The organism is Shewanella hafniensis (assembly GCF_019655335.1).
In the GTDB taxonomy this organism is placed as follows: Bacteria; Pseudomonadota; Gammaproteobacteria; order Enterobacterales; family Shewanellaceae; genus Shewanella; species Shewanella hafniensis.
On sequence record NZ_BPFD01000005.1, the window covers coordinates 76,225 to 95,251 of the forward strand.

The 19,027-nt window shown below is 46.3% G+C and carries 17 protein-coding genes; 8 read left to right on the forward strand and 9 right to left on the reverse strand.

All coding sequences use genetic code 11. The annotated features are described in order from the left end of the window. Entirely contained in the window at window positions 1-714 is a 714-nt protein-coding gene (gene tsaB, locus K5Q99_RS02990; RefSeq protein WP_220776001.1) for a tRNA (adenosine(37)-N6)-threonylcarbamoyltransferase complex dimerization subunit type 1 TsaB, read from the reverse strand. Window positions 715-1,065: 351 nt separating this feature from the next. On the opposite strand from tsaB, the gene hemB reads away from it, so the two are divergent. Continuing rightward, window positions 1,066-2,049, forward strand: a complete 984-nt coding sequence (gene hemB / locus K5Q99_RS02995; RefSeq protein WP_220776002.1) for a porphobilinogen synthase — start codon at window positions 1,066-1,068, stop codon at window positions 2,047-2,049. A 97-nt stretch (window positions 2,050-2,146) separates the two neighbouring features. Here hemB and K5Q99_RS03000 read toward each other — a convergent pair whose 3' ends face one another. Next, window positions 2,147-3,052: a bifunctional methionine sulfoxide reductase B/A protein gene (locus K5Q99_RS03000; protein ID WP_220776003.1), complete on the reverse strand. Its 906-nt coding sequence runs from the start codon at window positions 3,050-3,052 to the stop codon at window positions 2,147-2,149. 395 nt (window positions 3,053-3,447) lie between these two features. On the opposite strand from K5Q99_RS03000, the gene K5Q99_RS03005 reads away from it, so the two are divergent. After that, window positions 3,448-4,287, forward strand: a complete 840-nt coding sequence (locus K5Q99_RS03005) for an isopenicillin N synthase family dioxygenase (RefSeq protein ID WP_106650318.1) — start codon at window positions 3,448-3,450, stop codon at window positions 4,285-4,287. Between the two features lie 150 nt (window positions 4,288-4,437). Further along, window positions 4,438-5,379 carry a ribosome biogenesis GTPase YlqF gene (gene ylqF / locus K5Q99_RS03010; protein ID WP_220592779.1) on the forward strand — a complete coding sequence of 314 codons (942 nt, stop codon included), beginning with the start codon at window positions 4,438-4,440 and terminating at the stop codon, window positions 5,377-5,379. A 217-nt stretch (window positions 5,380-5,596) separates the two neighbouring features. Here ylqF and K5Q99_RS03015 read toward each other — a convergent pair whose 3' ends face one another. Together K5Q99_RS03015 and K5Q99_RS03020 are read right to left on the reverse strand one after the other, a co-directional pair. After that, entirely contained in the window at window positions 5,597-6,079 is a 483-nt protein-coding gene (locus K5Q99_RS03015) for a low molecular weight protein-tyrosine-phosphatase (protein ID WP_220776004.1), read from the reverse strand. A 356-nt stretch (window positions 6,080-6,435) separates the two neighbouring features. After that, on the reverse strand, window positions 6,436-7,383 hold the full coding sequence (locus K5Q99_RS03020; protein WP_220776005.1) for a DNA ligase: 948 nt from the start codon (window positions 7,381-7,383) through the stop codon (window positions 6,436-6,438). A gap of 279 nt (window positions 7,384-7,662) precedes the next feature. Here K5Q99_RS03020 and K5Q99_RS03025 point away from each other — a divergent pair, with 279 nt between their 5' ends. Further along, on the forward strand, window positions 7,663-8,034 hold the full coding sequence (locus K5Q99_RS03025) for a diacylglycerol kinase (protein ID WP_006086380.1): 372 nt from the start codon (window positions 7,663-7,665) through the stop codon (window positions 8,032-8,034). A 10-nt stretch (window positions 8,035-8,044) separates the two neighbouring features. Here the strand turns inward: K5Q99_RS03025 and hdfR are convergent, their stop codons facing one another. Beyond that, window positions 8,045-8,914, reverse strand: a complete 870-nt coding sequence (gene hdfR / locus K5Q99_RS03030) for an HTH-type transcriptional regulator HdfR (protein WP_220776006.1) — start codon at window positions 8,912-8,914, stop codon at window positions 8,045-8,047. 108 nt (window positions 8,915-9,022) lie between these two features. On the opposite strand from hdfR, the gene K5Q99_RS03035 reads away from it, so the two are divergent. The 3 genes from K5Q99_RS03035 (at window position 9,023) to K5Q99_RS03045 (ending at window position 11,723) form a co-directional block, all read left to right on the forward strand. After that, the gene (locus tag K5Q99_RS03035; RefSeq protein WP_220776007.1) at window positions 9,023-9,466 is read left to right on the forward strand and encodes a MaoP family protein; all 444 of its coding nucleotides are present in this window, start codon (window positions 9,023-9,025) and stop codon (window positions 9,464-9,466) included. 20 nt (window positions 9,467-9,486) lie between these two features. Continuing rightward, the gene (locus K5Q99_RS03040) at window positions 9,487-10,473 is read left to right on the forward strand and encodes an ATP-grasp domain-containing protein (RefSeq protein WP_220776008.1); all 987 of its coding nucleotides are present in this window, start codon (window positions 9,487-9,489) and stop codon (window positions 10,471-10,473) included. Between the two features lie 386 nt (window positions 10,474-10,859). After that, window positions 10,860-11,723 carry a DUF481 domain-containing protein gene (locus K5Q99_RS03045; protein WP_106650311.1) on the forward strand — a complete coding sequence of 288 codons (864 nt, stop codon included), beginning with the start codon at window positions 10,860-10,862 and terminating at the stop codon, window positions 11,721-11,723. Window positions 11,724-11,859: 136 nt separating this feature from the next. Here K5Q99_RS03045 and K5Q99_RS03050 read toward each other — a convergent pair whose 3' ends face one another. Then, window positions 11,860-13,482 carry a M28 family metallopeptidase gene (locus K5Q99_RS03050; RefSeq protein WP_220776009.1) on the reverse strand — a complete coding sequence of 541 codons (1,623 nt, stop codon included), beginning with the start codon at window positions 13,480-13,482 and terminating at the stop codon, window positions 11,860-11,862. A gap of 210 nt (window positions 13,483-13,692) precedes the next feature. On the opposite strand from K5Q99_RS03050, the gene K5Q99_RS03055 reads away from it, so the two are divergent. Next, window positions 13,693-14,718, forward strand: coding sequence for a GGDEF domain-containing protein (locus tag K5Q99_RS03055; protein WP_220776010.1), 1,026 nt, complete (start codon window positions 13,693-13,695; stop codon window positions 14,716-14,718). Window positions 14,719-14,967: 249 nt separating this feature from the next. Here the strand turns inward: K5Q99_RS03055 and K5Q99_RS03060 are convergent, their stop codons facing one another. The 3 genes from K5Q99_RS03060 to pdsO all read right to left on the reverse strand — a co-directional run bounded on the left by K5Q99_RS03060 (window position 14,968) and on the right by pdsO (window position 18,941). Continuing rightward, window positions 14,968-15,672, reverse strand: coding sequence for a class GN sortase (locus K5Q99_RS03060; RefSeq protein ID WP_220776011.1), 705 nt, complete (start codon window positions 15,670-15,672; stop codon window positions 14,968-14,970). Window positions 15,673-15,719: 47 nt separating this feature from the next. Beyond that, window positions 15,720-18,023: a marine proteobacterial sortase target protein gene (locus K5Q99_RS03065; RefSeq protein ID WP_220776021.1), complete on the reverse strand. Its 2,304-nt coding sequence runs from the start codon at window positions 18,021-18,023 to the stop codon at window positions 15,720-15,722. A gap of 87 nt (window positions 18,024-18,110) precedes the next feature. Continuing rightward, the gene (gene pdsO / locus K5Q99_RS03070; protein ID WP_220776012.1) at window positions 18,111-18,941 is read right to left on the reverse strand and encodes a sortase-associated OmpA-like protein PdsO; all 831 of its coding nucleotides are present in this window, start codon (window positions 18,939-18,941) and stop codon (window positions 18,111-18,113) included. Window positions 18,942-19,027 lie beyond the last annotated feature (86 nt).

The following is a 19,027-nucleotide window of genomic DNA, read 5'->3' on the forward strand; positions in this document are numbered from 1 at the left end:
TTATTCACGACCGGGTAACTTTTTCCATGTAACTGTATCACGTAAATACACAGGTTCAAGCTCATCGACCGAGGTTATTAGCCCTGCTTTGATGCCTGCTTCAGCCAATATCAGCATAGCCCTTGCATCGGGATATTTCACGGCGTCGAGAGCTAAAATCCCTTTGCCGAGTGCCAGTAAATCAGGATAAGCATCAAAACCGGTGCCGCAAGCCACAATGGGCGCTTGAGTATCAAGCTGAAGTTGTACATTGTCAGGTGCACTGACCACTTCTTTACCGACTAATGTCGCTATACCATCGACGGCCACAAACTGCCCCCAATACACTTCACCCATGCGCGCATCAATGGCACACAACACTTGCTCGGCTTGATGCACGCTAATCGCCATTTGTGCCATTGCTGCAAGAGTTGAAATACCAATCACAGGCAAATCTAACCCCAGCGCTAGACCTTGGGTCATGCTAGTGCAGATACGGATCCCCGTGAAACTGCCAGGACCTCGACCATAGGCAATCCCCGCCACTTTATCTAAGCTAATGCCCGCTTGCTTGAGCACTGAATCGACCATAGGTAACAGACGCTGGCTGTGTTCACGCGGCGCATCGGCAAGTTCAGCATAAATCTGACCTTGATATTGCAGCGCAGCTGAGCAGGATTCGGTACAAGTGTCTAAGGCAAGAATACAAGCAGAGTGTTCGTGTGTTATTGTCATTTCAAAACCGGATTAGCGGGCAAGATTTCGCATCAAGTTAACCATTTCGGTATTGTGCGAATATGCCATGAGTAAACTGACGCAAATAATAACATCAAATGCCCGAAAACAAAGGGCTAAGCAAACAAGTCAGCTAAAATAGCGCCCGCATGATATCCAGTAGCAAATCAGGACTTGATGGATTTATGTGATCTAAGTCAATGATCGATAAACTCATTAATGAATACCGCTCGCTTGGGGAAACTTTTTCAACTTTGCTTGTCAGAGCAGACAAGTCTGGATTGAATTCATTCCTTGCCATTCCTTTACTATTGTACGATTGCACTAACCCGCCTTCGATAAGGATATTTCATGTTAAACACGCCTCCATTGCGTCGCCTAAGACGCTTACGTAGTTCAGAAGCGATGCGTGATCTGCTGCGCGAAACCCATATTTCGTTAAGCGATCTTATCCATCCCCTGTTCATAGAAGAGCACATCACCCATGCCGTGCCTATCTCTACGCTACCTGGCATCAGCCGTTTACCAGAGAGTGCACTGGCGGATGAAGTGCGCGAACTTTACGCCCTCGGGATCCGTTATGTAATGCCCTTTGGGATTTCCCACACTAAGGATGATAAGGGCAGCGATACCTGGGACGACAATGGCTTGCTCGCCCGTATGGTGCGCACCATTAAAGCCGCTGTGCCTGAGATGATGGTGATCCCCGACATTTGTTTTTGTGAATATACAGATCACGGCCATTGCGGCGTAGTGCACAATAATGAAGTCTGCAACGACCTCACCGTCGAAAATTTAGTTAAGCAATCGGTGACTGCCGCCAAAGCTGGCGCTGATATGTTAGCGCCATCGACCATGATGGACGGTCAAGTGAAAGCCATTCGCCAAGGGCTCGATGCCGCAGGTTTTGAGCATGTGGCGATTCTGGCTCACTCGGCAAAATTCGCCTCTTCCTTCTACGGTCCTTTTAGAGCCGCGGTCGATTGTGAACTCAGTGGTAACCGCAAGGGATATCAGCTTGATTATGCCAACGGTCGCCAAGCCCTGTTAGAAGCCTCATTAGATGAAGCCGAAGGCGCCGATATCCTGATGGTTAAACCCGGTACGCCCTACTTAGATGTGTTAAGCCGTTTAAGACAAGAAACTCACTTGCCACTCGCCGCCTATCAAGTCGGCGGCGAATATGCGGGCATTAAGTTTGCCGCCCTTGCAGGTGCGTTGGATGAGCGTGCTGTGGTGACTGAAACGTTTGTCGGCTTAAAGCGAGCCGGAGCGGATTTGATTGTCAGCTATTACACCAAACAATACGCCCAATGGTTAGCCGAAAGTAGATAGTTATCTCGGTAACGACCGTTGCGGACATTAAAAAACCGATTAAAAACGCCACCTTTATCGGTGGCGTTTTTGTATTTAGTATCCTGCGCTTAATTGCTTAAGCTTTTTGCAATCGTGCAAACAAGGCTTTCACTTTTTCGACTTTAGGGCGCACAACCATCTGACAATAAGGCTGCTCACCGTGTAAAGCAAAGTAATCATTGTGATAATTTTCAGCGGGATAAAACGTCTCAAACGCTGACACTTGAGTCACAATCGGCGCATCAAAAACCTTGGCCGTCGTTAATTGAGTTAACATAGCAGTGGTTTGCTCAATCTGCTCAGCATTATGGGCAAACACCACGGAGCGATATTGTGGCCCCTTATCATTGCCTTGACGGTTAAGCGTGGTCGGATCATGGCTCTCAAAAAAGACCTGCAACAGCGTTGTAAAATCAATTTCCTCTGGGTTGAACTCAATATGCACCACCTCTGCATGGCCAGTTTGACCCGAGCAAACGGATTTATAATCGGCGTCATGGGCATCACCGCCAGCATAGCCAGAAGTCACGTTCACCACGCCTTTTAGGCTTTTAAAAATCGCCTCGACGCACCAAAAACACCCGGCGCCAAAAGTTGCAAAGCTGTTCGATGCTGGTTCAACAGCATCATCCATCCCTTTGAAAACCATAGAAACGGAGTTAACACAGTGACGAATATTATTGGGGGTTAACATCTCACCTTCAAAAACATGGCCCAAATGGCCGCCACATTGGCTACAGACAATCTCGGTTCTGCGGCCATCGGCGTCAACATGGCGCGTTACAGCGCCGGCGATTTCATCATCGAAAGCTGGCCAGCCACAATGGGCATTAAATTTATGCTCAGAGCGGTACAAGGGCGCATGGCATTTTTTGCATAAATACAAACCCTTGGCATCATGATCATAATACTCACCACTAAATGGGCGTTCAGTGCCTTTTTCTTCGATAACATAGCGTTCAAAATCGGTCAGTTTGTTCATATTAATGCCCTTTCGACTCACGTCGTTGTCTATTTTGATACTCTTTGATTAAGTTGATTAAGCAGCTGTTCCATAAAAAGCCAACATAAGACCCACTCCAAGCAAGATATCTTGCACTCGGCTTCAAAATGCGGCTGACATCAATCCCAATCACAACAAATCTAATCACAACACATCCAATAACCCATACTAACGGGTTTAACGGCTAAAATCTTGCCACTTAAGTCAGTCCTAATCTAAGCATTTAAATCAGTGCGCATTAAGCGACAACATAAATGACGGAAAATACAGCAGTTGCTCTCACTCACCCTCGCGGAGTATTTGCACCCGCTCAAGCGCACGGCTACACTTGCTGCGGGTCAAATTACAACTAAATATAACAAGTAGAAACTACAATGAAATTAGAAACCATTGATTACCGCGCTGAAAACAGTGCCCAGCAATTCGTTGAATCACTTAGGGAAACTGGCTTTGGTGTTTTATCTAATCATCCGATTGATAAGCGCTTAGTTGAAGACATCTACACCGAGTGGCAAGCCTTTTTTAATTCAGAAGCTAAAAACGACTATATGTTCAAAAAAGAAACCCACGACGGTTTCTTCCCCGCATCGATTTCTGAAACCGCCAAAGGCAACACAGTCAAAGACATTAAAGAGTACTATCACGTTTATCCTTGGGGCCGGATCCCCGATTCACTGCGTGCCAATATTCTCGCCTATTACGACAAAGCCAATGCGCTGGCTTCAGAACTTTTAGAGTGGATTGAAACCTACTCACCCGAAGACGTAAAAGCCAAGTTTTCGATGCCATTGCCAGAAATGATCGCCAACAGCCAAAAAACCTTGTTGCGCATTCTGCATTACCCACCGATGACGGGCAGTGAAGAAATGGGCGCCATTCGCGCCGCCGCCCATGAAGATATTAACCTTATCACAGTGTTACCTGCGGCCAATGAGCCTGGGTTACAAGTGAAAGCCAAAGATGGCACTTGGTTAGATGTCCCCAGCGATTTTGGCAGCATTATTATCAATATCGGTGACATGCTACAGGAAGCGTCTGGCGGTTATTTCCCATCGACGTCACATCGCGTCATCAATCCTGAAGGTACGGATAAAACCAAACCACGGATCTCTTTGCCGTTATTTTTGCATCCAAACCCTGCTGTCGTGCTGTCTGAGCGTTATACCGCCGACAGTTATTTGATGGAAAGATTGCGCGAACTAGGGGTTATTTAACCCTTAATACCGCCTATTAATCCAAGTGATAATCACAAAAGACAGTCAAGGATTAAGCGATTAAAGCGCCTTAGGGCGCTTTTTTTATGACATTCGCCACCTTCAAGGTAGAATAGCCGTTCTTTAAGTTATTTAGGACAAGGCGTTATCATGGCAATTCAGTGGTATCCAGGGCATATGCACAAGGCACGCAAAGAGATTGAAGAGGCAATGCCTCAGGTCGATCTTGTTATCGAAGTGCTGGACGCGCGTATTCCCTACAGTAGCGAAAACCCCATGGTGGCTCAGCTTCGAGGCGACAAACCTTGTATCAAACTACTCAATAAATCTGATCTGGCCGATCCAGAGATCACTGCGCAATGGATTGAATACTTAGAACGCGAACAAGGCGTAAAAGCCACCGCGATCACCACACTGCAAGCGGCAATGGTGAAAAAGATCCCTGATATCTGCCGTAAGCTAGTGCCGAGTCGCGATAAAACCGAAAAAGACATTCGCACTATGATCATGGGTATTCCTAACGTTGGGAAATCCACCATCATCAACACCTTAGCTGGCCGTGTTATCGCCAAAACCGGTAACGAACCTGCGGTAACCAAAACCCAGCAACGGATTAATTTACGTAACGGTATCGTGCTATCGGATACTCCGGGTATTTTGTGGCCCAAAGTGGATAACGAAGCGAGCAGCTATCGCCTTGCCGTCACGGGCGCCATTAAAGATACCGCGATGGAATATGAAGATGTGGCCCTGTTCGCCGCCAAGTATTTCTTAACCGCTTATCCAAAAGAGATTTGTGAACGCTACAACTTAAGTGAATTACCCAAGGATGATGTCGCACTTCTCGAGGAAATCGGCCGTAAACGTGGTGCGCTGCGTCCCGGTGGCCGCATCGATATGCACAAGGCATCAGAGTTATTACTGCATGAATACCGCTCAGGAAAAATAGGCTTACTCTCGTTAGAAACGCCTGCGATGGCCGAGCTTGAGAAGATTGAAGTCGCCCGCATCATGGCGGAGAAGGAAGCAATAAAAGAAGCCAAACTTGCAGCAGAAAGATTGAAGCGTTCTGGTAAGCGCCATAACGACTAACTCATTACGCTTAGTCATCACGGCAAGTTATCTTACTATCTCTGCAAGCATTGAAAATAACGCTTAGAGTGTATTTAAGATAAGACGCTGATGGCGTTGATATTCAAGCTTAGTAAGCTAATTCATCAAGCTTAATATTTAAGCCAGCATATTGAATATGCTGGCTTTTTATTTTCATAAACGAAGATGTCGCGTTAACAAACACTGTCACGCGCAACTACTTTTGCGCACCAGAGGTCAACCTATCAAGCAAGGCATCCAAACTCTGCTCTAATAAATCCAACACCAGTTCAAAGCCCTGCTCGCCACCATAGTAAGGGTCCGGCACTTCCGTCACTTGCGTATCCGCATAAGAGAGCATTAACTGTAACTTGTACTGATACTCAAGCGGACAACGACTACGCAAATCCGCTAAATTGGCTTTATCCGCCGCCAAAATTAAATCAAAATGTTCAAAGTCGGCATCCACAACCTGCCGAGCCCGCATTCCATCGAAACTAAAACCCCGCTTTTCCCCCGCCGCCATAGCACGGCGGTCAGGCGTATCCCCTTGGTGATAACCAATAGTACCCGCAGAGTCCACCTCAATATTGAGCCTACGCTGCGCAACCTTAAAGCGGCACACAGCTTGTGCTGTCGGTGAGCGGCAGATATTGCCCATACACACCATCAAGATGCGTTGCACTCTCGCCTCTTTCATTTCATTCAATCCTTCCACAGTCAAAACTTATCTACCGCCATGATTAAGTGATTAAATGTGGTTTGCACCTGAATTGTCAAATTAAGGCGACATAAGAGTGAAATCATTGCCAATTAATCAGTAAATATTGAAGGTTTTTTTAATTTATACATTAACGTTCATCGTGATACGCCAGTATTCGCTAGGTTAAACAAAAATACCTAGGATTAATGGATGCTAATAAAAATGAAACTCGTCATCCCATTAGTTCAGTAGACGATATTTTTAATTATAGTGAACAACTACTTACTACAGTCACTTTTTACGAGTAATGATTTAAATACTAGCGGAGCAGTATTGCGGGCAGAACTGCCCCGCTAGTTTCCTTCTTGCGATGAAATGACTTTATTACCCTCATCCACATCACTGCGTACCCGCAGGAAACTGGCAAATCTGGGTAAGCCATTTACGGTAAGACCCAGATATTTATAGGTGATGATTGCACCCACAGCGGGAGGATGTTGGCGCTCTGCGAGATTAAAACCTGTGCCTATGTTGAAAATCCGGCCGTCTGGGGTTTGCACTCTTATTGCACCCATTTGCCCTGCAAATTGACCTTTCCCTGGTATATGGCCGATCACTGTCGCTTCAGCATCATAATAGGGTTTTAATTTCATCAAATTAGGATTGCGGCCACTGACATACGTCGCGGAGCTACGATGTAGCATTAATCCTTCAGCGCCTTTAGCAACTAAGCTATCAAATTTTTGATACAGGGCTTCCAGACTGTCCACTTGGAACTGCGCTATAACTTCAAGATAATGCGATTTATCGCTTAATTCGGTCAACGCAAATTGATAGCGATGTTGAAAGTCGCCACCCGCCTTAGGCACATCGAACACCATAAATCGCACTTTGCGCCAATCATCATCCTTAGCTAAGGTTTGTCGAACTATGCTCGACATCGCTTCAAACTGACCTCGCCCAAGCCATAATTCACCATCGAGGGGATAATTCGGAAAATTCGCGATAAACCAAGTTGGAGCAGCAATAAGATTACCTTGCCGAGTCAATAATGCCTCTCCGTTCCAGTAACCTCGAACTCCATCAAGTTTTTCGCTAATCAAAAAGTCGTGAATATTAATCTCTTGCTGGGCATCAAACTCAGTTGCCAACTGTATTGAAGGTGGTAATGTTTTTGCATAGGTCACTGGATCGAAACAACAGAAAATGAGCAGACTGAGTAAGAACAGACGTTGTTTGAAAAACCGAAAGCGGATAAACCAATGAAATGTTAAATCTTGTAACGGACTGGTATGAGTCATTCCCTTGCTCACTCTGGCAATATATCCTTCAACAAGCTTAGAACCCATAGCTCAAGTTGCACTAAAAAAATGCCGAAATTCACTAAGCGCTTAAGTTAACAACGAATGTTGATAACATTTTTACTCAGTTAATTGTTTATGCGCTTTTCATCTCGGGCTATACTGCGGCCAAATTTATTGACTCAGTCAAATGTTAAAATCTACAACCGTTGGTTTTATCAAGCCAGTTTGAATGAGCAGCACCTCAGCGCGTTGTCGCTAATGTCTATTGGAAACACTATGAAACCAGCCAACAATCACGGTATTAAACGCATTTTCAGAGCGACGGGATTTTCGATGAAGGGCTTAAAAGCCGCTTGGGTCCACGAAGCCGCTTTTAGACAAGAATTAATGTTGGCTATCGTCATGTTACCCGTGGCTTTGTGGGTTGATATCAGCACGATTGAACGTTTGTTGCTGATTTTTACACTGTTTATCGTGTTGATTGTTGAGCTTTTAAACTCGGCGATTGAAGCTGTGGTCGATCGTGTTGGCAGTGAAATTCACCCATTAAGTGGCCAAGCCAAGGACATTGCCTCGGCTGCCGTCTTTATGAGTCTTGCGCTTTGTGGATTAACTTGGCTGGTTGTACTCGCGCCACTGGTGTTTTAACACCGACGTTTTAGATAGTCGCATGAGAAAACACTGAGCCATCGTCCCTTAAAAAGTCGATGGCTTGTTTGATCTGGGCTAAACGATCATTTTCCGCCCAATAGGCAACATACACATTTCGTGAAATAGCGCTGGCGCCACTAACGTGATGCAATTCACCGCAGCGCAAAGCATGCTGCACCAAATGCTCGGGTAAGAAAGCACAACCACCATTATTTAAGATGAAATCCAAAGCGATACGCGCAGAGCTCGTATGTAGCGTTGGCACAGGCAGCGAGGCATATTCCTGCGCATGCACAATATTAAACGCCGTTCCCCAATCTACTTTCACATATTGCCCCGGCACCACGGCATTCAGCGTTTGACCTTTCAAGCTCGAAACCAACAACAAATTAATTTGCCCCAGCTGCACTAATTCAAATTGATCGAGCTTTGGCGGATCGAATGAAATCGCGATATCGAGGGTACGGTCCATTAATTGGCGTGTCATCGCATTGGCAGGCAGCACTTCGGTGCGCAGCGCAACGCCGGGTAGCCCCACATGCAATCCCTGTAAATAACCTTGCAAATAGGCATCCCAAATATTCGGCCCTGCACCAATGGCAAGCTGAGTAGACTGTAACTGACTCAGGGAAACATCTTGTTTCGCCCGCTCCCACGCCGTTAATACTGCCTCTGCATGACCAAGCATGCGCTCGCCTGCGGGGGTGGGCTGAATGTTATTACGCTGACGCTCAAACAGCGCGACGCCTAAAATGCTCTCAAGCTGCTTGACTCGAAAACTCACAGCACTGCGCGTGAGATACAGATTCTCGGCCGCTTTACCGAAATGGCGAGTACGGGAGACTTCAAGAAAGGTTTTCAGTAAATCGGTATCCATAAAAATTCTTGACCAACATAGGCAAATTTTTTTGATTTATAAATCAATAATACTAGCCAATACTCCAGTTGCAAATCTTTGTATATCAAAAACTAGAGGGTATCTGCCATGTCTGAACAGTCTTTTTCAAACGCTAACAAGGGTTCTGAGACGTTTAACGGCTCAGCTGCTGCCAGTTTTGTCTCGCAAAAACGTTTCTACGACGACACTAATTTCCCCAAAGGCTTCAAACGAAGCGGCGATTTTACCAATAAGGAAGCCGAACTGCTTGAATTGCATGGTCATGCAATGAAGAATCTCGCCGAAGGTAAATCCTTGCCCTGTACCTCCGATGAAGCTCAATTTGTGGAAGTCGCCAAAGGAAATATCGCGCCCAGTAGCTTGTTAGAGCAGATCTGGGTAAAGTATCGCAGGCTCGCCATGGGGAAACCCTTTTATGCCGTGGTTGGTACAGTGCATTTGCCTGCAACCAAGCCTGAAATAGAAGTTGAGGCTGTATTTGATATTGAAGATGATGTTCAGGATGAACCTGAACCCGAGGATAAAGAATGAAGATTAAGGTTTGCTACTAAATGCGTGGTTGGATTTTATATAAAGAAACCGCGACTCAGCTAAAACCTGAATGGTATGAAATTGAGCGTCTACTGGCGGCAGCAAAAGCCGACAACATAGAGTTGGAAGTTTACGCACCTGATGAATTTGATCTCACTGTCACCAGAGAAGATAACAAGAGTATTTTATTGAATGGGCAAGCCGTTGAGCTGCCCGATTTTATTATTCCGCGAATGGGATCTGGCACAACTTACTTTGCCTTAGCCATTATTCGCCACTTAGAAAGATTAGGGGTGTATTGCCTCAATCCTTCTAAAGCCATTGAAATCGTTAAAGACAAATTATTCTCCCAGCAATTGTTGGCCGAGAAAAATTTGCCTACGCCTAAAACTATGTTGGTTAAATTCCCCGTTGATATCGCCCTCGTAGAGCGCCATCTCGGTTTTCCTGTGGTGATTAAAACGCTTTCTGGTTCACAGGGCAGCGGTGTGTTTTTATCCCATAAAGCACGAGAATTTGACGATCTAATGCAGTTGATTGAAGCGACCAACAAAAACGCTAACATCATTCTGCAGGAGTTTATCGCTAACAGTCATGGCCGCGATCTTCGGGTATTTACTATCGGTGGTCGTGTTGCGGGTTGCTATGAAAGGCGTGGTCAAGAAGACAGCTTTAAAGCCAATGTCAGTGCTGGCGGTTCAGCACGTCCGTTTCAAATCACCCCTGAAATTGAATGGCTTGCCACGCAAACAGCCAATATTCTCGATCTCGATGTTGCGGGTATCGATTTATTGTTTGATAACGGCCATTACAAAATTTGCGAAGCAAACTCATCCCCAGGATTTGAAGGCTTAGAATCCTGTTTGAATGTGGATATTGCCGCGCAAATTTTACACTTTATTCGCATCCGTTTAGGCATGTTTAATAAAGATGAGCCAAATAGCCCCAAAGTGGTTATTACTGACAATGTAGAAACGTCTGTAGCGCCCGTTATCGAGCCTAAATAGCGGACGAGGGACAACTTAATATCTAGCGGTATCACGCCGCTAGCTATTCTTAAATTGATTACGCCTCCATTTACGTGTTTCACATCCATCGGCATATCGCGCCAAAAGCAAAGCTGCAATACTGAAGCCATGCCTAAGAAGCTCTTACCCTTCCCTTGTGTCAGCCCTTCAATCCACAATTGATGTGATGTTTCGCTCAAATTTCATTCAATAGCGCTAAAATAAGTCCTACTTTTGTTTTAAATCACAAATTTTCGCATTTTTTAAAACATTTTATTCACATCGCAAAATTTGCTGTTAAACTCCAAATGTCGATTTTTTTATGGCACTAAAGTCTGACCTTATCGCTAAACATAATAAGAATAATGCTGGAGTTACTCCTTAACATGTCGATTCGCCTGTTGCCCCTCATCATAGCGTCACTCGCCAGCACTCAAGTGCAAGCCGATGACTTTACTATTCAGTTAGGCGGTTTTTACTCGCAGTCAGACACTAATATGCAAGTCACTAACCCAGTTTCGGGTAATAATTTCACCTTAGATTATGAGTCCGATCTACAACTCGCTGAAAACGAATTTCTGCCTTTTATTGAGTTAAATTATCACTTTAACGAGCGGCACAATATCTACCTCGACTGGAAACAACTCCACCGCAGCGCCGACACCCAAGCCTTAGCCAAACCCTTCCAGCTTGAAATCAACGACACCATTTACGATATCAAAGCCGGCGGTAAGCTCAGTTCAACCTTAAACATCGATGTACTGCGTTTAGGTTATGGTTATGATGTTTTTCAAGGCAGTAACTATGATGTGGGTCTGTCATTTGGTTTACACACTATGTTTATCAAGACAGGTTTTGAAGGTGTGATTGGGGTTTGCGCTTCATCGGAACTACTCAATAATGTCTGTGGTAGCCAAGCGATACCGCGCATTGTTGATGAAAATGTCACTGCACCACTGCCGGACTTTGGCATTTATGGTCAGTATGAATTTGTTCCCGGTTGGCAAGTCACCAGCCATGCACAGTATTTTTACATCACACTCAATGATGTAAAAGGCGAGCTCGTTGATATCAAAGTGGGGGTCGATGCACAAATCACTCAAAACTGGCGTATGAGCGTGGCCTATAACTACTACAAAGTGGATGTGGATATCGCCCAAAACTCGCCGAATAAAGACACTCAAATCGCCGATTACAATATCTATTACAGCTTTATCGGCCCTATGCTTTCCATCAGTTATTCTTTTTAATTCAACTATATTCCCTTAAAACTGTTATTGTCTTAAATCGCTACGCCTCGCTAAAACTATCGCTCAATTCTCAGCTAAAATCAGTCCAAAAAATAAGGGCACCTACTGGGCACCCTTATAATTCAACTCATTAACACTATTTACGGCCATCTTGCTCGCGCTTGGCTTTAAAGTCAGATGACTCAAGCCAATGGGGCCAATCGCTACTATTGGCTAAGGTGGTAATCATACTGGCGATGAGGTCTAGGTCTTGGCTTACACCACCTAAATTCCAGCTTGGATCATAATCATCGGCAGGCTTATGATATTTATGGGCGATATAATCAGGATCGGTATCGCCAAGGCTCATAAAGAGCAATCCAGGTACACCTTGTTGTGCCAGCGCAAAGTGGTCTGATCTAAACATCAACCCATTCTGCGGTCTTGGATCACCTTTTACCGAACGGTCTTGGGCCTTCGCGGCGTTATCTAAGTATTGCTCCAACTCAGACACACCTTCGCCATAACGCAAAATGTAATCCACGCCCTTGTTCACATTCATGCCATCGATATTTAAAAAGGCGACGATGTTCTTCGTGGGCACACTCGGATGCTGAGCAAAATGCTGTGCACCAATCAGACCCGTTTCTTCCGCCGTAAAGGCACTGAAGAGCACCGAGCGATCCAGTGGCGCCGTCTTGGCTTGCTGTTTGAAGTAACGCGCCAAGGCTAAAACCCCCGCCACACCGCTGGCATTATCGACCGCTCCGTTTAAAATCTCTGACTTACCGCCTTCAATCACAGTACCAAGATGATCCCAATGGGCATGCATCATCACCACTTCGTCGGGGCGCATTTTGCCGGGCAGTAAAGCCGCAACGTTATGGGACTCAGCGCGTTCAATTTTATTGTTTAACGTGAGCTGGGCGCTTAGTTTAAGTGGGATCGCCTTAAAGTTTGGCTTGGCTGCTTGCTGTTTTAAGCTATCGAAATCCAGTCCCGCTTTGGCGAATATTTTTTGCGCGGTTTCGTGCTGAACCCAGCCCATCACGCCAACTTGACCTTGGTTATTATTAGCATCGACCAGAGTGAACTTAGTGCCTGTGTTGGAGTTTTGCACCACACCCCAACCATAGGCAGCAGGCGCTGTTTCGTGAACAATAAACACAGCCTCGGCGCCTTGACGCGCCGCTTCCTCATACTTATAAGTCCAGCGACCGTAATAGGTCATGGCATTGCCTTTAAATACCGCAGGGTCTTGAGTCACAAAGCCTGGGTCGTTCACGAGCACGATAACGGTTTTGCCTTTTACATCTAACCCTTGATAATCGTTCCAACCATATTCGGGTGCATTGATCCCGTAGCCGACAAACACCACATCGCTTTTATTCAGGCTCACGGTTTCGGCGACTCTTTGGGTTCTCGCGGTAAATTCACTGCCATTGGCAAATTTAAGTCCGCCGATATCAAGCTGCATATTTTGATCTGCGCTAATTTGCGCCAAAGGCACGGCCTGCAGATAACTGTCGCCAAATCCGGGTTTGAGACCCATATCTTTAAATGCTTTCACTAAATAGTCTAAAGTTAAGGTTTCACCTTCAGACAAGGGCGCACGTCCACCGAAGGCGTCACTGGCTAAGGTTTTAACATCGGTTCGGTATTGCGCGAGATCGAGGCTTTGCACAAATGCGGTTTCAGCAAAGACGGGTAATGAGATAGTGGCCATCAGACTTGTGGCTAAGAGGATATTTTTCACAACTTTCTCCCAAGTTATTATCATTATTTGATTTTAAGGATAGACTTTACCATATCATCTTTAGTTAATGATGGAAGTCTTAGCGCAAACGGAGTCGCTGCTGCCCAAGCACAAACGGTGTTCATGCCTTCATCGAGCCGACGATGCTTGCGGTTAGCTTTGAACAGATAACAACAGAATAAAATAGCGAAAATCTTAAAATATCCGTGCATTTTCATTAAGTAAGGTAACAATATGTCGCTAGAGTTATTACAAGCCGCTGCACTGAATCTCAAAAAAGCAGTGCCTCTGATGCTCAAACATAAAATTCCGACCACCCCGGTTAACTATGCGCTTTGGTACACTTATGTTGGTGAACAGAATCCCGAATTAAATCAACGACTCGATACCGTTATCGCCCAGTACAACACTTGTCCTCCTGTGAGTAGCGAACTCTTATATCGCCAGTATGTTGCCGATCCCGTTGAACTCGATGTCCGCGAAATGCGCCAGAATCTGGATGCTATGGTGACTGAGCTGTCCCAATCGCTCAAAGATACCAATCTGGATGCCAATGAATTCCAGTCGCGCATCGAGAGTAATTTTGAAAAGCTCAACCGCATCGAAGACGAGGGTTTTAGTGTTGAGCAAGTGCTCGATCTGGTGCGCAGTTTAGTGAAAGAGTCAGACAATATTCGCTCGAGCACTGAGTTCTTTACCGGACAATTGCAGAAAGCGCAAACCGAAATCGATGCGCTAAAGAAAAAGCTCGAACAGACAGAAAAAGATGTGCTCTACGATGCACTAACTGGCTGCTTTAATCGCCGCGCCTTCGACAGCGATTTTGCCGGTATGTTAGCCCAAGCGCCCTTAGGCACCTGCGTGATCTTGGCCGATATCGACCATTTTAAAGTGTTTAACGACACCTACGGCCACCAGCTCGGCGACCAAGTGTTACGCGCCGTGGCAAAACGGCTACAGGAATCCTGCCGCGATGGCGCGAAACTGTATCGTTTTGGCGGTGAAGAGTTTGCGATTATTGTGCCTAAAAGTCAGTTACGTATTGCAAGGCAACTGGCTGAAGCCATGCGCCGTGGACTCGAAAAACTCAGCTTAAAAGACAGACGTAAAGACGAGCGTATCAATAATATCAGTGCCTCATTTGGGGTTGCCCAATGGCAAGAAAAACAAACGGGCATGCAATTGATTGAAGCGGCAGATAAATTGCTTTATGACGCTAAACGCTTAGGTCGAAACCGTGTGTTACCGATCAGCAACTGATTGTAATGACCTGATTGTAATGACATAAGTTTAATGGCATGAGTATATTAACCTAGTTGTGATAACCGCAACGCAATGAATGAGCCTGGAGCCGATGATTCAGCTTCAGGCTAAGGCGATTAAGTGAAGGTCTTTTGACGGTTACTGATAAGCACTATTTATTCAGCATTATTTAGTTAACATTATTAGCTCAAAGCAGCCTTAACGCTTTGGTTGAAGATTGCGCTAAGGCTTAAATTAACTTGCGACCTAATGGGTGAAACTGCGCGATAAAGAAGCGACCTTCCCTGGCATCCCATCCCTAGTTGAAGTTGATACATCAGCACTAACTGTCTCCATTGGCTCATCTTCAACGGGTATCGCCTGCACAACAAAGCGCAGTTCGGCGCCGCCTTGAAGCGTATCGAAGGGATAACAAGTGATTAAGGTTAAGCGATTATCAGCGGATGGCGCCATAAACTGCGTTTCAGTTTCATGCACCACCTGAGTCGCAACTACTTCATAAATAATGTGATTTCCCTTAAGCGTTTGCAGCGATAATCGACGCCCTACCGTCATGCCATTAAGGATGGCAAAATGCGTATCCCTGTGTCCGGCAATCACAGTATTGCCCTTTTGCCCCGCTGGCGCGCTGGACAACACTAGACTCGGACCAAAGGCCAAATTTCGCCCAGAAGCCCCCGCCAATACATATAAACTGTCATTAAGCTCGGCTTCAATATCGTTTTTAGCCGCTTGTTCACGATAAATCGACAGCTTTGCGACGGGGTAAGTATCTGCCCATGACCAAGGCTTATGGGATTGTCCATCGGCTAAGGTTTTAGTCCACGCCTGTTCAATCAAATACTGGGCAAAGTGTGCTTTAGCTTGCATATAGAGTCCCTTTCCTAACAATGTTGCACCAATTAAAAATAATCCCACTACTAAAAACCGCTGTGTTCGGCCTTTGCTCATCGCGCTTTACTCGTCGTTCATGATTCATTGGTTCATTGGTTCATGGTTCATCGATGACTGGTAAGCGCCATCATGGCCGCCTTCTCTTCGCGTTTTTGTCGTAAAATCGAGCCCATAAGCACCAAGGCCAGTAGCAAGGTCAATGCACCCAATAACATATCCAAACGGCTCGATGTCGCAGTTTGCGGTAAGGCACCAAAGGGTTGCCAACCTAAGGGCAAGTGCTGACGCACCACGGCATCGCGGCTCATTGCGGTTGAATCGATTGGAGTTAAGTCCACCGCCACTAAGCTGGTATAGGCGCTGACTAAGTGATAATTCATCGATAAAGCCGTCACTTGCTGCTTAACCTTGTCATCATTCGCACCATTTTTACTCAGCTCCAGTGCGCCAATCTGTTTACGAGCCCACAACAAGTCTAAACCCGCACCTTGATTGGTAATAAGTCCTGCTGAGTTGTCCTGCAGCGATAACGACTGTTGCCAGTTTTTATGCCCTTGGCGACCTGAAATCACTAATTCCTGCGGCTCACGGGCGCTGCGTTTTAGACTCACAAGCACAGGCTCGCCGCGGTACAAATCAGCAATCGGTGACGGCCAGTAATCGGGCACACTGCCATCATCAAAACGCACTTGAATATCGGTTAATACGGGATATTGAATTTTGCTCAGCAAGGCGCTGATCTTCTCGTCGACTTCATCCACTTTGCCAATATAAGTAAAAGTGCCGCGACCCAGTTCAGCCGCCCTTTGCATAAAGTGAGAATTAGGCGCCGAGCCTATGCCAACAGTAAACAAGCGGCTCTCACCGATTTGGTAGCGGATCAAATCAAACAAGGCTTGCTCATTGCCCACAGAGCCGTCTGTCATAAAGATCACTTGGCGCAAAGGCTGCACAGCATCGGGCGAAACACTGCCCAAGGATTTTGGCAATGCAGCATCCAATGCCAGCGCCATTTCGGTGCCACCATCGGCCTGTAAACGGCTCACAAATTGACGGGCGCGGGACAAATTAGACGAAGTCGCCGGTAGTGGTGTCGCTGAAAACTGAGACAGACTGGAATTAAATTCGATAATGTTAAAACTGTCTTCGGGCTTGAGTCCTTTTAACGCATATAGCAGTGCATTTTTGGCTTGAACGATAGAATCCCCCGCCATAGAACCCGAAGTATCTATCACCAGAATTAATTCACGGGGCAAGCTCGGCTGGTTGCTCTTTTCGACCTTAGGAGGCAACACCATGACAAGACTGTAATTATCTTCATTTACGCCGTTGGCTGTGCTGGTTTCAAGCGTGTCCTGAGACACATTATCGCCATCGGGTTTATGGGTCTTACCCTGTTGATTAAACACCCAAGCCATAGGACTTGTGCCCTGCTGTACACGCCATTGCAATACAAAGTCACGATTAGCAGGCACACGTTGTGCCAGTGAGACATCGACGCCGCTATTGGTTTGCTTAAGTTGGATATCATGGTAAGGACTCTCAATGGACGCTTTATCAACCCCCTTTGCGAGTAAGACTTGAATGTCTGCCTTCAGCACAGGATCGCGTCCACTGGCGCCGTCCCGCACTGGTGCCACAATCCGGTCAGCATCAAACACCTGCGAACTTGTCACTCGGCTTGATTGGCGCACCTGTGCCATAGGATCATGTGAGTCGCTAGCACTTGAATCCGATGTTAATCCCGGAATATAACGGGGCGCGACCACCAGCGGAAAACGTAAACTAAACAAACCATCTTCATATTTAATGGTCTCCTGATAGCTGATTTCTACAATCAGCTCCTCTTGAGGTGCTAGGTTTGCGACTTCGGTCGTGAACATATTAGGCCGCTCTTGGCTCACTAAGCTGGCACGTTTGCCTTCAGCTTTCGCTTGCTCAAAAATCTGCTTGGCATCGGCCTTAGGATGAATTTGCCCTTCGATCACTCTCTGGCCTATATGTAATCGCAACGAATCCACCGCAGCCTCATTGGGCAGCGGGAACAAATATTGCCCATTCAACACAAATTCAGTGTTGTTGCGAAAAACCTGTTTCACACTCACGCGATTACTTAAGCCAGAGACTTGCATCGACACTTGTGTATCGAGCGGCAAAGATGGCACCCAAGCGCCGCTCGGCTGACGATAAAGCAACAGCCCCTGCGTAATATCATCGTAATTAATGATGTGTGACTCAGCACTATTTTGCCCGACCAATGCCGAAGCCATATTCTGTGGCACAGATAATGTGCCGGTACTATTCGGCGAAGCCAATGCCACAAAGGGCAAACCCCAACACACGGCGGCACTGATCAGCAATACCGCTACCGCATCACTCACTTCTTTTACCCTTTTCCCTGTGATCATCACAAAGGCTTCCTCTATTAACAAATATGAACTGATGTTGGTTGTCGTTAATATGAACGACGTAAAATGGACAGCTTAAATTGACCGCTAGTCAGCAGCATTACTTGCAGTCAAGGCCAAATGAGGCTGTAGTGTTAATGTCACGCGGCGGTCGAACACATCCGATTCTCTGTCTTGGTCGGCTTGCAAAGGCGATAAAGCGCCAAAGGCTTGAGTGGTCATACGCTCGGCAGTGACGCCTTGCTTAATCAGGTAGCCACGCACCTCTAGTAGACGCTGCTCAGAAAGGGCTTGGTTGTAACTCTCATCACCACGGCGGTCGGCATAACCCTTCAGCTCAAGATTGAGTTCTGGTGACAAATTCATCACCTCAGCCACATCATCTAATTGAGGCAAAAAATGCGATTCAACCTCAGAGGAACCGGTACGAAACTGTACGCTAAGCCCCAAGGCGAGTTCACTGAGCAATTGACGTTGCGCTGACAGCAACTCATCAAGCTCTTGCTGCGCCTTGGTATATTCGCTTGCCCGTTTTTCGGCGGCTTGCTGTTTTACACTCCACTCGGATAACTGGGACTCTTGCAAATGGATCTGTCTTTGCTGAACGTGCAGTGTGTCTGTATCGCTGACTGATTTGCCAATTAAGGTGCCTGTGAACGCACCAATAATGGCCCCCACTGGACCACCGACTAACGCCCCCACTAAGGCTCCACCACCGAGGCCAATGAGGGCTTCCGGTTGTTCGTCCTCGCTTGCGTATTCGTCATCCATCGCGATACCGCTAGCATAGGCATCATTTTCTAGGGTGAGGTCTTGTCCTATCACTTGATTTTGCAGTGAAACCCGCGCCGACACACTGGCTACTGGTGCGCTTAATAAACTCAAAACCAATAGATTAATTAGTGTCTTTTTCATCATCTCATTCCTTTTTGATTATTAGCTGAGCTTGGACTCGTACCTGAAGCAATCCACTCAACACCACATCAGGTCAAACGGGCACAAAA